The organism is Streptosporangium sp. NPDC000095 (assembly GCF_042899335.1).
Taxonomy (GTDB): domain Bacteria; phylum Actinomycetota; class Actinomycetes; order Streptosporangiales; family Streptosporangiaceae; genus Streptosporangium.
This window is the reverse complement of the sequence record NZ_JBIAZS010000004.1, coordinates 300,140-313,753: the sequence shown is the minus strand read 5'-3', so window position 1 is coordinate 313,753 and position 13,614 is coordinate 300,140. Positions and strand designations below refer to the sequence as shown.

10 protein-coding genes are annotated in these 13,614 nt (G+C 70.8%); 7 read left to right on the top strand and 3 right to left on the bottom strand.

Annotated elements, in window-relative coordinates; all coding sequences use genetic code 11:
- Window positions 1-143: 143 nt before the first annotated feature.
- Window positions 144-2,024, bottom strand: coding sequence for a protein kinase (locus ACFY3V_RS12210; RefSeq protein WP_389772619.1), 1,881 nt, complete (start codon window positions 2,022-2,024; stop codon window positions 144-146).
- A gap of 215 nt (window positions 2,025-2,239) precedes the next feature.
- On the bottom strand, window positions 2,240-3,601 hold the full coding sequence (locus ACFY3V_RS12205; RefSeq protein WP_350943955.1) for an FAD-linked oxidase C-terminal domain-containing protein: 1,362 nt from the start codon (window positions 3,599-3,601) through the stop codon (window positions 2,240-2,242).
- A gap of 189 nt (window positions 3,602-3,790) precedes the next feature.
- On the opposite strand from ACFY3V_RS12205, the gene ACFY3V_RS12200 reads away from it, so the two are divergent.
- From ACFY3V_RS12200 to ACFY3V_RS12190, 3 genes are all read left to right on the top strand, one after another.
- Window positions 3,791-6,571 carry an immune inhibitor A domain-containing protein gene (locus tag ACFY3V_RS12200; protein WP_389772615.1) on the top strand — a complete coding sequence of 927 codons (2,781 nt, stop codon included), beginning with the start codon at window positions 3,791-3,793 and terminating at the stop codon, window positions 6,569-6,571.
- A 111-nt stretch (window positions 6,572-6,682) separates the two neighbouring features.
- The gene (locus ACFY3V_RS12195) at window positions 6,683-7,621 is read left to right on the top strand and encodes a YegS/Rv2252/BmrU family lipid kinase (RefSeq protein ID WP_362900816.1); all 939 of its coding nucleotides are present in this window, start codon (window positions 6,683-6,685) and stop codon (window positions 7,619-7,621) included.
- Between the two features lie 80 nt (window positions 7,622-7,701).
- Complete coding sequence (locus ACFY3V_RS12190) at window positions 7,702-7,860, top strand: hypothetical protein (protein WP_350943952.1); 159 nt, start codon at window positions 7,702-7,704, stop codon at window positions 7,858-7,860.
- Between the two features lie 52 nt (window positions 7,861-7,912).
- On the opposite strand, the gene ACFY3V_RS12185 is transcribed toward ACFY3V_RS12190, so the two are convergent.
- Window positions 7,913-9,682, bottom strand: a complete 1,770-nt coding sequence (locus ACFY3V_RS12185) for an NERD domain-containing protein (RefSeq protein WP_362900818.1) — start codon at window positions 9,680-9,682, stop codon at window positions 7,913-7,915.
- A gap of 471 nt (window positions 9,683-10,153) precedes the next feature.
- Between ACFY3V_RS12185 and ACFY3V_RS12180 the strand changes: the two genes are divergently transcribed.
- The 4 genes from ACFY3V_RS12180 to ACFY3V_RS12165 all read left to right on the top strand — a co-directional run bounded on the left by ACFY3V_RS12180 (window position 10,154) and on the right by ACFY3V_RS12165 (window position 13,541).
- Window positions 10,154-10,552: a phage holin family protein gene (locus ACFY3V_RS12180; RefSeq protein WP_350943950.1), complete on the top strand. Its 399-nt coding sequence runs from the start codon at window positions 10,154-10,156 to the stop codon at window positions 10,550-10,552.
- Window positions 10,549-11,283: a DUF3618 domain-containing protein gene (locus ACFY3V_RS12175; RefSeq protein WP_362900820.1), complete on the top strand. Its 735-nt coding sequence runs from the start codon at window positions 10,549-10,551 to the stop codon at window positions 11,281-11,283. Before ACFY3V_RS12180 ends, ACFY3V_RS12175 begins: the two co-directional genes overlap by 4 nt.
- A gap of 438 nt (window positions 11,284-11,721) precedes the next feature.
- Window positions 11,722-12,198 carry a VOC family protein gene (locus ACFY3V_RS12170; protein WP_389772608.1) on the top strand — a complete coding sequence of 159 codons (477 nt, stop codon included), beginning with the start codon at window positions 11,722-11,724 and terminating at the stop codon, window positions 12,196-12,198.
- A 146-nt stretch (window positions 12,199-12,344) separates the two neighbouring features.
- Complete coding sequence (locus tag ACFY3V_RS12165) at window positions 12,345-13,541, top strand: histidine kinase (protein ID WP_362900822.1); 1,197 nt, start codon at window positions 12,345-12,347, stop codon at window positions 13,539-13,541.
- Window positions 13,542-13,614: the final 73 nt, after the last annotated feature.

Here is a 13,614-nt window from a genome sequence, read left to right as displayed (position 1 = left end):
GGTGATGTGGGGAGAATCCAGCTTTCTCTAGTGCGTTCACTCCCAGGCCGCCGTCCTGTTGGACTGATCGCGGCGGAGCGGGGCAAGGCCGCCGTGGACGCGGTGATCGGAAGTGCCGACGAAGCATGCGGGATCGCCAGTGCTCAGCCGCAGTGGCTCCAGCCGCTCTTCCAGGACCGTGATCCGTACGAACCGCCCCAGATCACGCACTTCTTCCCGGCGGGAAGCCGTACGGGACCCGCGTAGGCGGTGAATTTACCGGGGTCGCTAGCGGCGGAGCCGCCCTTCACCTGGAGGATCGCGTTCATCGCGACCTTGGCGGAGGTCACGTATCGGGCCATCGTGACAACGCAGTTCTTGCCCTGGGCGGCGTTGTAGAGGAGATAGACGGTCGCCGCGTTGCCCAGCGCCCTGGAGTTGATCACCTTGTAGCCGCCGCCGCAGACGCCGGTGGCCGTGTGGGGGTTGGGCCTCCGCGGTGGCTCGGTGGTGGGTTTCGCCGTCGGTTTCGCCGTGGGTGTCGGGGACGGCGAGGGCTTGGAGGGGGCGCTCGGCTGCGGCGAGGCCGTCGGTCCCGGAGTCTGTGAGGGGGACCTATCGGGTTTCGCCGTCGGCTTTTCCGTGGCGGGGATCGGATCCTCGTCCGGCCGAGGGGAGGGCCGCGCGGTGCGCCGGGACGGAGAGGACGTGATCGCGGGGACCGTCTCGGTTCTCTCCTCCGCCTCGGAAACCCTTTCCGAGGGCTGGGAGGACTCCTTCGGAACCTCGGGGACGAGCGTCGGATCGGGCTCCGGCTCCGTGACCTCCGACGCGGTGGGGGTCGCCGCCGGCCGCGTCGCCGCGGCCTTCCCGTTGTCCTGGAGGAGCACCGCGGCCCCCGCGGTCGCGCCGAGCGCGGCCACGACCGCCACTCCGGCGAGCAGGAGCCCCGCGGGCCGGGTTCTCTTCCTTTCGCCGGCGTCGGGACCGCCCTGCGCCGATCCGCCCTGCGCCGATCCGCCCTGCGAGGGTCCGCCCTGCGAGGGTCCGCCCTGCGAGGGTCCGCTCTGCCAGGGGCCGGCCTGGGGTGGTGGGCCGTACCCGCTCTGTACGCCCGGTCGCGGGGGCGTCGCGGACGTGGGGCCGGCGGCGGGAGCGGAACCGGGACCGGTCGCGGCGGTGGCGCCGGGTGCGGAGCCGAGATGGGGGAGGGCGGCCGGGTGCGGGACGGGGCCGGTGGGGGCCGCGCCCATCAGATGGCTGACGAGCTGTTCGGCGGTGGGGCGCGATGCGGGGTCCTTGGACAGGCAGGCCGCGACCAGGTCGCGCAGCGGTCCCTCCAGCGTGCCCAGTTCCGGCTGCGCGTTCAGGATCCGGTTGATCACGATCGCGATGGAGTCCTGGCCGAACGCGGGGCTGCCGGTCGCGGCGAAGACCATCGTGACGCCCCAGGCGAACACGTCGGCCGCGGGTGTCACCTCGCCGGGGCCGAGCTGCTCGGGCGCGAGGTAGGAGGGGGTCCCCATCGCGACCCCGGTCGCCGTCATCCCCGGCGCGTCCAGTGCCCTGGCGATGCCGAAGTCGATCACCACCGGGCCCTCGGGCCCCATCAGCACGTTGGCGGGCTTGAAGTCGCGGTGCAGGATGCCCGCGCGGTGGATCGCCGACAGCGCGGTGGCCGTACTGACGGCGAGACGTTCCAGGGACGCGCCGCGCCGGGGACCCTCCCGGTCGACCAGCAGGCGCAGGGACGGGCCTGGGACGTACTCGCTCACGATGTACGGGCGGCTGCCGGCGAGGTCGGCGTGGAGCACGGCGGCGGTGCAGAACCTGGCGACCCGCTGTGCGACCGACACCTCGCGCAGGAAGCGGGCCCTGGCCTCGGGGTCGCCGACCAGCCCGTGGTGCAGGAGCTTGACGGCGACCTGCTCGCCCTCGGGCCCCCGCCCGAGGTAGACGACTCCCTGGCCGCCCTCGCCGAGCCGTCCGATCAGCTCGAACGGGCCCAGTCGCGGTGGATCCCCCTCGATGAGCGGCGCCGTCACGATGTCCCCCCGAACACGATGTCCCCGAACAAAACCCAAAAAAGGTTTAGATGGGGCAGAACGCTACCAGCGTGAACGGTGACGGAGATCCCCTCGGGGGTGGAGGCCCGGGTTGCTCCGGGATCCCATGACGCCGTGCCCCGGAGCTCCCGCGATCTCGCGCCGCGACGACCGGGGAGGCGGGGAATCCGGGGCAGGCCCCCTCAAAGGCCCGCTCAGATCGCCTTGCCCGGGTTGAGGATGCCGAGCGGGTCGAAGACCTGCTTGATCCCGTGGTGGATCTCCTCGGTGACCGGGCCGGTCTCCAGCGCGAGCCAGCGCCGCTTGAGCAGTCCGACGCCGTGCTCGCCGGTGAGGGTGCCCCCCATCTCCAGGGTCTCCCTGAAGAGCTCGTCGGCCGCCGCCCACACCTGCGGCGGCGGCTCGGTCAGGGCGTGGTCGAAGATGAAGACCGGGTGCAGGTTGCCGTCGCCCGCGTGCGCGACCGTGGTGATCAGCACGTCGTGCTTGACGGCGATCGCCTCGATCTTCTCGATCATGTACGGCAGCGAGGAACGCGGCACGCACACGTCCTCCACCAGGCACTTGCCCAGCCGTTCCTTCGCCTGGTAGGCCATCCGCCGGACCCCGATCAGCTCCTCGGCCTCCTGCGCCGACGACGACACCGCGACGAAGGCCGCTCCGTTGGCGGTGCAGAGCTCGGCCATCCGCTCGGAGACGACGGGCCCGTCGGCCGCGTCCGACTGCGCGATCAGCATCGCCCTGGTCGACTCCTCAAGCCCGATGTTCCGCCAGTCGTCGATGGCCTTGAGCGTGTTGCGGTCGAGCATCTCCATCAGCGACGGCTGGCATCCGGCCGCGATGATCGCCGAGACCGCGGCGGCGGCGTCCCTGAGCGAGGTGAACTCGGCCGCGATCGTCGCCGGGTAGACCGAAGGTGCCCTGCGCAGCCGTACCGTCGCCGCGGTGATGACCCCCAGAGTGCCCTCGGAGCCGACGAACAGCCCGGTCAGGTCGTACCCGGTCACGCCCTTCACGGTGCGCCTGCCGGTGTTGATCACCCGCCCGTCGGCGAGCACGACCTCCAGGCCCATCGCCGAGTCGCGGGTCACGCCGTACTTCACGCACCGCAGCCCGCCCGCGTTGGTGGCGAGGTTGCCGCCGATGGTGGAGATCTCGTACGAGGAGGGGTCGGGGGCGTACATCAGCCCGTGCTCGCGGGCGGCCCGGTCCAGGTCGGCGGTGATGACGCCCGGCTCGACCACGGCCATCTCGTCGGCGGGGGAGAGCTCCCTGATCGCCGCCATCCTGTGCAGCGCGAGCACGACGCATCCCTCGACGGCGGTCGCCCCGCCCGCCAGCCCGGTCCCGGCGCCCCTGGGGACGACGGGCACCCGGTGCTCGGTGGCCCATCTCATCACGGCGACCACGTCGTCCCTGGTGTGGGCGAGCACCACGGCGAGCGGTTTGCCCGGCTCCAGGAAGGTCCGGTCACGCGCGTAGGAGTCGGTCACGTCGGGATCGGTCAGCACCTTCTCCGGTGCGAGCGCGGCGGCGAGTGCGGAGATTGCGGTCACATATTGGACTTTACGGCCTATGCCAACATGCCTTCTCCGGACAAAACACGTTTTATTGCAGTTTCGCAACATCATTTGGTCTCTTGACTCTTCCTTTACTTTCTCGTCTAACGTCCCCGTTCGGCGCGCTCATACGGCGCGCCGGTGGTGGACGCGTCCGGTGAACCCGGGCGGCAGGAAGGGGACACGTTGTCCGGCAGAGTCAGGAGCGGGAGCGCTCGCAGGCGCCTTCTCGCGATAGTCCCCGTGCTCGGCCTGGCCGTCACGGGATTGGCCGTGAGCGGTGCGTCGGCCGAGAGCGACACCTCGGTCGCGCGGTACGAGCCGACCGCGGCCGACTACTACATCAACTACGCGCCTCCCAGGGACGAGCCGGAGGTCAAGGACCCCGCCGTCCCGTCGGCCAAGGCGCGCAAGGCCGGTCCCTCCAAGAAGATCGCCGAGAAGTACTCGCAGGGCAACCCGGTGGCCGCGCGGGTGCTGGCCGCCCGCGAGGCGCAGGCGATCAGGACGGGGATCAACCCCGCCGACTTCATCTTCAAGAAGTCGAAGACCGTCAAGACGGCCAAGCTCCTCACGCTGCTGGTGGAGTTCGACGACAAGGCCAACGACGACTTCTCCGGCTTCTCCCGCCCGGCCGACGTGAACAGCGAGGACCCGGCCGAGTGCGTCACCGAGCCGCCGGGCACGCTGCTCAACGGCCCGCTGCACAACAAGATCCCCAACCCGGCCACCCTGCCGCACAAGGACAACAACAGCTTCTGGGTGCCCGACTTCAGCCCCGACCACTTCAACAAGATGCTCTACACCAAGCAGGGCATCACCCAGCGCGTCCGCACCGACCTGACCGACCCCCGCGACGGCCGCAAGGGCATCGACATCTCCGGCTACACCATGAAGAACATGTACGAGGAGATGTCCAAGGGCGCCTACACGGTCACCGGCCAGGCCAGCCCGTGGATCAAGGTCCCGCACTCCGAGGCCTACTACGGCGCGCGCGCCTGCGGCCAGCCGGTGCAGGACATGAGCGGCCACCCGGACAACCCGCGCGGGGCCGGCCAGCTCGCCATCGACGCGGTCAACACCCTCGCCGCCTCCGACCCGAACTTCCCCTGGGCCGACTACGACCTCGAGGACGTCGGCGACGCCGACGGCGACGGGAACTTCGCCGAGCCCGACGGCGTGATCGACCACCTGGTCCTCGTCCACGCGGGCAAGGACAAGTCCTCCGACGGCGGCGCCGAGGGCACCTACGCGATCTGGGCGCACTCCAGCGCGGTGGCCGGCGGCTACCAGGTGCCCGGTCAGAACGTGAAGATCTCCAACTACATCGTGCAGCCCGAGGACTCCGGCGTCGGCGTCTTCGCCCACGAGTACGGCCACGACCTGGGTCTTCCCGACCTCTACGACACCAGCGGCCAGGCCTCCTCGGCCGTCGACTTCTGGGACCTGATGTCCAGCGGCTCGCACAGCGGCCCGATCTTCCAGTCGATGCCCACCCACATGAGCCTCTGGGGCAAGTGGGTCCTCGGCTGGGCCAACCCCAAGGTCTTCGACCCGGGCGACCGCGTCGGCCTGGTGACGATCGGCCAGGCCTCGCGCACACCCAAGCTCACCCAGGACGGCGTCAGGGTGAACCTGACCAGCCCTCCGGTCACGATGGTCGAGCCGCACAGCGGCACCAAGACGTTCTGGTCCAACTTCGACCAGGAGTGGGCGAACGTCAAGATCGGCCGTGACGTCCAGGTGCCCGCGGGAAGCGACCTGAAGTTCTGGATGTGGAACAACTACGAGATCGAGGAGGACTGGGACTTCGGCTTCGTCGAGGTCTCCACGGACGGCGGCACGACCTGGGCCCAGCAGAAGGTCTACACCGAGGGCGGCGCCCTGGTCTCTACCGGCGACGACTACCCCGACCCCAACGGCAACCTGGCCGCGTTCGGCAACAAGAAGTACGGCCTCGCCGGTGACACCGGCGGCTGGCGGCACGACTACGTCGACCTCACCCCGTTCGCCGGTACGACCGTCAAGCTGCGCCTGACGTACAACACCGACGCCGCCTACACCCCGCGCGGCTGGCACGTCGACGACTTCGCGCTCACCAACGGCGCCCAGACCGTCTGGAGCGACGACCTGGAGAGCGGCGCCGCCGGCTGGACGGCGAACGGCGGCACCTTCAACGGCACCACCGGCAAGGGCTGGGTCGTCAACGACGGCAAGCGCGAGGTCTCCCGGTTCTATCTGGCCGAGTGGCGCAACCTCGACGGGTTCGACAAGGGCCTGCAGTACACCTACGCCACCAACTACTCCCGCGAGGGCTCCTGGAAGGTGGAGAAGGTCAAGTACAACGCCCCCGGCCTGCTCGTGTGGTTCCGCGACTCCAACTACACCAACAACTCGGTGGCGAACAACCTCGACCTGGCGCCGAGCATCGGCTCCAAGGGCAGCCTGCTCCTCGTCGACTCCCACTTCGACCCGCTGCGGCGGACCGGAGCGGCGGCCGCGAAGGACACCACCACGCTCAAGAACATGAGCGGCCGCGTGCAGAGCTCGAACGCCGCCTTCTCCTTCGCCAAGACCTACCCCTTCACCGAGTGCTTCGAGGGGCCGGGCGAGCCCTTCAGCGAGTACTGCACCAAGGTGGCCGCGCAGAAGGGGGTCTCCGAGTTCACCGACGCGAAGACCTGGTACCCCGGGTTCGAGGCGCGCGGCACCAGCCTGTTCTACCGCGACTTCGACGCCTCCACGGTCGTCCCGTCCAAGGGCGACCAGCTCTACAGCACCCGGATCGTCAACGCCGACGGCACCCCGGCCACCGAGCTGTACGGGACCGACATGGGCAACGGCCACGTCCTCGGCTCGGGCAACCCCGGTGACGAGGGCAGGGCGCTGGGCGTGAAGCTCAAGCTGATCACCCCGCTCCCCGGCGACCTCGGCGCGATCGTGCAGGTCACCCCGCCCAAGCAGTAAGGGCACCGGCTGGCAAGGTAAACGAGATCCCACAATCGGTAGGGCCCCGCCGTCATCGACGGCGGGGCCCTACCATTTGAACGGGCGACCATCCGATCGGACAGGGGCAGCGTGGGAGAGCTTCGAAGCAAGGCCGAGCACACCGAGGCCATCCGGACCAAGGGCAGGGTCTGCGTGGTCGTCAACACGCGCTCGCGCCGAGGCCGGCGCCACTACGCCGCCGTGGTCCGCGCGCTGCGGGCCGAGGGGTTCGACTCGATCCGTTTCCTGCCTGTGGTCGACCCCAAGCGCCTGCGCGCCACCCTGGAGGAGGCCCTCGCCTCCGAGCCCGACCTGCTCGTCGTGGGGGGCGGCGACGGCACGCTCAGCGCCGCCGTCAAGCACGTCGCCCACCGCGACGTCGCCCTGGGCGTGCTGCCCCTGGGCACGACCAACAACTTCGTCCGAAGCCTGGGCGTCCCCCTCGACCTCGCCGGAGCGATCCGGGTGCTGCGCACGGGGAAGGTCGCCGACATCGACCTGGGCGTGGCCGGAGACCGCGAGTTCGCCAACCTGGCCAGTTTCGGGGTCTCCGTGGAGGTGGCGGGCAAGGTCAGGCACGGGGTGAAGCGTCTTCTCGGTCGCGCCGCCTACCCGCTCACGGCCCTCACGATCCTGCCGGGCCACCGGCCGTTCCGTGCCTTCCTCACCGTGGACGGGCGCCGCCACGAGCTGCTCACCCACCAGCTCAACATCGCCAACGGCCGTTTCCACGGCGGCTGGCAGGTCGCCAGGGACATCAGCATCGACAACGGGCTCCTGGTCGCGTACCAGCTCGGGTCGGGCAAGCGCTTGCGCCTGCTGCTGGAGACCATGGTCCGCGCCGGCAGCGGCCGCTGGCTCAGCCTGGCGGGAGGCCCCTTCGTCGTGGGACGCGAGATGCACCTGGAGACCGACCCGCCGATGGCCGCCGACGTCGACGGCGAGGTCCGCCTGATGACCCCGATCACGATCCGCACCATCCCCAACGGCCTGCGGGTGATGGTCCCCGACGACTTCGTCGACTCCTGAGCCCGGTGCGGCCCGGTGCCGGCGGCGATTGGAACCGGCGTCACCGGGTAGTCGAAGGTCTCCGACAGATGGAGGGCACCATGGCATCGCTGATCGACCGGGTCCGACGCTACCTGAGCACCCCGCAGGGACGGCGAAACATGGAGAAGGCCAAGACCATGGCCCGCGACCCGCGCAACCAGCAGAGGCTGCGCGGGCTCCTCGACCGCTTCCGCGGCGGCCCCACCCGCCGCCGCTGACCTCCGCCCGCCCGGGCTCAGGTCCGGGCGACGGTGGGTGGCCGATTCGCCTTCACGGCTTTTTGCCGGTGATGCGCCGTAGTCCCGTCCTGAGCCTGCCGAGCAGCGTCTCCGGTGCGGGCGGGCTCTCGGGGCGCTCGTCCTCGGACCGCGCGGGAGCCTGGGGGCGGGCCTGGGCAGGGAGGGCTTCCTGCCCGAGCCCTTCCGGTCGCGCGTTGCTCGCCGCGCCGTTGTCCGAAGAGTCCGGGCCTGAAGAGTCCGGGCCTTGAGGTGCCGGGCTCTGCGGGAGGCCGCCGTGCGAGGGCTCGGCGGGCTGTGGCCGGACGTCCTGAGGGCGGGTGTCCTGAGAGGGGGCGTCCTGCGGCGGGACGCCGTGGGGGAGGGCGTCCGATCCGGCGGGATCCGGTGGTACGGCGAGTTGCTGCGGGGAGGGGATCCGGCCGGCGGGCTCCGGCGGGCGGGGTCCGCCGGGGGCCAGAGCCCGCCGCAGGTCGGCGAGGGCCTCGGCGGCGCTGGGACGCTTGTGCGTCGCGTGGTCGCGCATGCGCCGCAGCAGGTCCATCACCTCCACGGACGCCTCGCCGGAGGCGGAAGCGGAGGCGGGCTCGGCGTCGGGGGTGATCGGCGGGAGCCTCCCGGTCAGCAGCTGGAAGGCGATCACCCCGGCCGCGTACACGTCGGAGGCGGCCGTCACCCGCACGGGCATGGCCTGGCACTCGGGAGCGGCGTAGTGGGTGTCGAGGACGTTGGGCAGCTCGTTGGCCACGGTGTGGGCGCGGGGCCCCGGCTTGGCGTAGTCGAACCCGGTGAGCATGGCCCGGCCCTCCTCCGTCACCAGCACGCACGCGGGGCTGAGCGCCCGGTGGATCACGTTGTTGGCGTGGACGTGGGCCAGGCCGCGAAGCATGTCCTCCACCACGTCCAGCCGGGCGGCGGTGGAGAGCGTGGGCGGGGAGGCGGTGAGGTGCAGGTGCAGCGCCTGGCCGTGCACGTCGTCGAGGACGAGCACGAACCGGCTCTCGTCGTCGATGGCGAAGAAGTCGCGGGCGCGCACCACGCACGGGTGCGGGGGGATCCTGGTGAGGGCCTGGTAGGCGTTGGTGATCAGCCGTCGCTCCGCCGCCCTCGGCTCCTCCTGTGCCAGCGGATCCGCCCGGTAGACGCGCAGCAGGACCGTCTCGCTGCCGGGGACCGTCGCGTTGATCGCGCGGTACTCGGTGACCCGGTTGTCGCCGCCCAGCTGCTCCTCCACCTCCCAGCTGCCGAAGCGTGGCGGCGCCGTGGAGCGCCGCACGCTCCCGTTGAGCGCCTCGATGATCGCGGTGCCGTACGGCGCGGTGTCGGTGGTGTGGCCGCGCCTGACGCGGGAGACGTCGCTCAGCGTGTCGATCAGCCCGGCGAGGTCGGTGACGTGCCGCGAGTCGCGGCCCGCGGGGTCGACCAGTTCGGCGTCGGGGCCGGTGAGCACCACGAGGCTGTCGACGTAGACCCGGTCCAGCTCGCGGCGCTCCTGGGTGAGCAGGCCCTTCAGGGCGCGCCCGTTGCCGCGCAGCTTGGCGACGGGGGAGCCGAACGCCTCACGCCGCAGCGGGAACCAGCGGGTCCCGGCGACCTCGATCCGGCCGCGGGTGCCCTTGACGTCGATGACGCAGAGCGAGTGGCCGGTCAGGACGATCGCGTCCACCTCGAAGATGTCGTCTCCGCGGGGCACCTCGATGTTGTGCAGCAGCAGCCAGTCGTCCGGGGCGTTGTCTCGCAGGTGTGCGATGACCCGTCGCTCGGCGTCGTTGACCGGGCTTCCGCCGCCGACGATCTGTGCCATCTCTAGCGTGCCGCCTTCCTGCTCGTGTTCATCGTGCCCCGCACTATCCCAAGAGGCTCATCTTCGCCCGTACCTCTACTTTTCCACCACTCGGACACGCGGGCCTCCCTATGATCATGACGCATCCCGGGGGTGAGAGCGATCGAGGTGTCCACCCGCACCGGACGCGTGGGTGGCGGTGCCGCTCCGCCGGGGCGTCCGGCCTCGCCGGCCGGGGGGCCGGGGTTTCCTGGCGGACCGCCGTGATCCCGGATCCCCGGACCGGGTCGTCATGATCGCCGCCATGTCCGCCCGGGTCGCGGGTGTCCCGGCTCGAAATCAAAAACGGATCAAATGCGGGCCATGGAGTGGTTCGCCATGGGATACGGCACGGTGACGCCCCCGAGCCCTCTGTGATCATCGCAGCCAGACCCATGTTTGCCGGGGGAGAGGAGGGTAGACGTCCCCTTGCTGTGAGGGAGGAGGCAGTCCATGACCAACACCAAGGAGTCACTGCCGACGTCCGAGCTGATCCGGCAGATGTCGGAGCAGGTCTCGCGTCTCGTCAGGGACGAACTGCGCCTGGCCAAAGCGGAGTTGACGGAGAAGGGCAGGCACGCCGGGATCGGCGTGGGGCTGTTCGGCGGAGCGGGGATCGTCGCCCTCTTCGGGGCCGCGGCCCTGGTCGCCGCGGTGATCCTGCTGCTCGCGCAGGTCATGCCCGCCTGGGCGGCGGCCGCGCTGGTGGGCGGGGTGCTGCTGGTCGTGGCCGGCGCCCTCGGGTTCTTCGGCAAGCGCCAGGTCGCCGAGGCCGCTCCGCCGACCCCCGTACGGACCATCGAGAGCGTCAAGGACGACATCGACGCGGTGAAAGAGAGGGCGCACCGATGACCGAGACAGACCCGGGCGGACCCGGCCGGCTTGAGCCGGACGCCGGAACCACCGGATCTCGCAGGAAGGGTGTCGACGAGCCGATCACGCCGGACGAGAGCGGATCGCTGAACATCCCGCCGAACCAGCCGGAGGGCACATCCCGCGAGGGCCTCGGCGCTTCGGAGCCGGCGCGTGACGGCACGTCCCCGCTCCGGGAGGGCGCGGCACCCGTCGTCGTCCCGGAGACGACGGCGGCGACCACCCCGTACGCCAACACCGGCGGTACCGGTGTCGGGGCAGCGGGAGCGACGGAAGCGGCGAAGATCGGAAAGATCGTCGGAGACGACGGGAACGACACGGAAACGTTGCGGCGGGACATCGAGGACGCCCGCCGCGAACTGGGCGACACAGTGGAGGCACTGGTGCACAAGACCGACGTCAAGGGCCGTATTCAGGAGACCGCCGCCCAGGTGGGCGACGACCTGCGCAAGGTGGGGGCGGCGACCGCCACCACGGCCACCGAGATGGTGGAGCGGGTGAAGGTGGCCGCTCCCGAGATGGTCGGCCGGGTGAAGGAGGCGGCTCCCGAGGTCGTCGGCAGGGTGAGGGAGGCGACTCCCGCCGAGATCAAGGACGCGGCGGGCAGGGTCACGACCGAGGCGAGCAAGCGTCCCGTCGTGACGGTCGCTGCCTTCGCCGCGCTCGTCCTGGTCGTCCTGCGCGTCCTGCGGCGGGGCAAGAGGAAGTAGATGCCCGATAGCACGGAAAGGGCCGCTCTCGGCGATTCGCGAGGGCGGCCCGCCCATGTCCCCCGAAGCGTCCCCCAAACCCCCTCGGAACTGCCTCGCGGGGCATGATGGGGGGTCCTCAAGCGGACCGTCGGGGAGTTCCGGCGCGACGGTCTGCCCGACTGGGCCGTCGGGTCCGCGGAGATCGGACCGATACCTGTGCGCACAAGCGAGCCAAACTCATGTCTGCCGGGGTAATCTGACCGTTTCCGGGTGGGCGGCGGACCCCCTCCTCTCCGCCCACCCGGAGCTTGCCGCCGCCGGACGTCCTGTCAGGTCCAGGATGCCGGGCCGGAAGGCGAACTATTCTGATCTCGGGCACGCGGAGGGCCGCCGCCCTTCCGCGACCACCGTTTCACCACGACCGTCACGACGACGCAGGCCCCCTGAGGAGACGAGTTGAACGCCGTACTGACCGGTGTGCACCACCTCAAGATCTGGGTGAGTGACCTGGAGCGGAGCCGTTCCTGGTACGAGAAGGTCCTGGGGCTGGAACACCACACCAGCTTCCAGGACGAGGACGGCGTGATCAGGGGTATGAGCTTCACGGTCCCCGGCGCGGCCTTCCAGATCGCGCTGCGCGAGAACCCCTCCCTGGCCAAGGCGCTCTTCGACGCCGACCCCTTCGCGCTCCAGGTCACCCTTGACGGGCTTGAGGCCTGGGTCGCCCGTCTGGACGGGCTCGGCGTCCCGCACAGCCCGATCATCAAGGCGTCCGCCGGCCACGCGCTGGGCTTCGTCGACCCCGACGGCGTCCAGATTCGCCTGTACGCCCCCGACGAGCGGGTCCACGCCGCCCAGGTGGGCGCGGAAGGCGTCTACCGGCCGGATCAGGCCGCCGACTTCACCTCCGCCCCGGGGCGGGAGCGGGACTGAGAGGCGCCTCACCACCCGCGCGCCTCACCACCTGCGAGGACAGGTCCCGGTCCCCGGCGGGAAGAATTTAATCTACATCGTAAAGGCGACGGCCGTGATCTCCATGAACGAGGCGCGGGCGTGACCGGACGTATAAGGTCCGGAGCGTGGAACCCCTCGTCGCCGTGTTGGTGGTCGCCGCGCTGATCGGCGTACCCGCCCTGGTGCTGTGGCGGGTGCTGCGCGGCCGCAGGGAGCTGGGCAGCAGCCCCGCCGAGCGGGCCACGTTCGAGACCCTGCACACCGCGTCCCTGGCCGCGCCGCCGCTGCGGGCGGGGCTGACCGAGGCGGGGGCGCAGAAGGCGTCCCGCTACCTTCGGGAGCTGCTGGGCTCCCCGGCGCTGGCGATCACCGACGAGGAGCGGCTGCTGGTCTACGACGGCGAGGGCGACCACCACGCCCGCGAGGCGTTCGCCCACGCCGCCAAGACGCTTTCCGGAGGCCGGACCCGCGTCCTGGGCCCCGAGGTCGTCTCGTGCGACCTGCCCGAGTGCCCGATCAGGTTCGCCGTGGTGGTGCCGCTCACCACCGACGGCAGGGTGGTGGGCTCGCTCGCCGCGTACGGCGGGCACGCCTCGGCGGGGCTGGTCAGGGCCGCCCACGAGGTCGCGAACTGGGTCGACTCGCAGCTGGAGCTGGCCGAGCTCGACCGGTCGAGAACGCGCCTGATGGAGGCCGAGGTCCGGGCGCTGCGCGCGCAGATCTCCCCGCACTTCATCTACAACTCGCTGACGACGATCGCCAGCTTCGTCCGTACCGACCCCAACCGCTCCCGCGAGCTGCTGCTGGAGTTCGCCGACTTCACCCGCTACTCCTTCCGCAGGCACGGGGAGTTCACCACGCTGGCCGAGGAGCTGCGTTCCATCGACCGCTACCTCACCCTGGAACGGGCCCGCTTCGGCGACCAGCTGCAGGTGACGTTGCGCATCGCCCCCGAGGTGCTCGCGGTCGCGGTGCCGTTCCTGTGCCTGCAGCCTCTGGTGGAGAACGCGGTCCAGCACGGCCTGGAGAGCAAGCCCGGGATCGGGCGCATCTCGATCGTCGCCGAGGACGCCGGGGCCGAGTGCCGGATCAGCGTGGAGGACGACGGCGTGGGCATGGAGCCCGACCGCCTGCGCCGCATCCTCGCCGGTGCCGCCGACGAGCGTTCGGGGGCCGGGGGAGTGGGGCTGGTCAACGTGGACGAGCGGTTGCGCCAGGTCTACGGTGACGAGTACGGCCTGGTGGTGGAGACGGCGAAGGGGGCGGGGACGAAGGTCAGCGTCCGCCTGCCCAAGTACCATCCCGGTGTCTCCGTCCGGTGAGCCCGCCTCCGGTCCGGATCTTCCCCTCATCCCGCGAAGTTGACAGGCGATGTCTGATTCATCACCCTCTAGA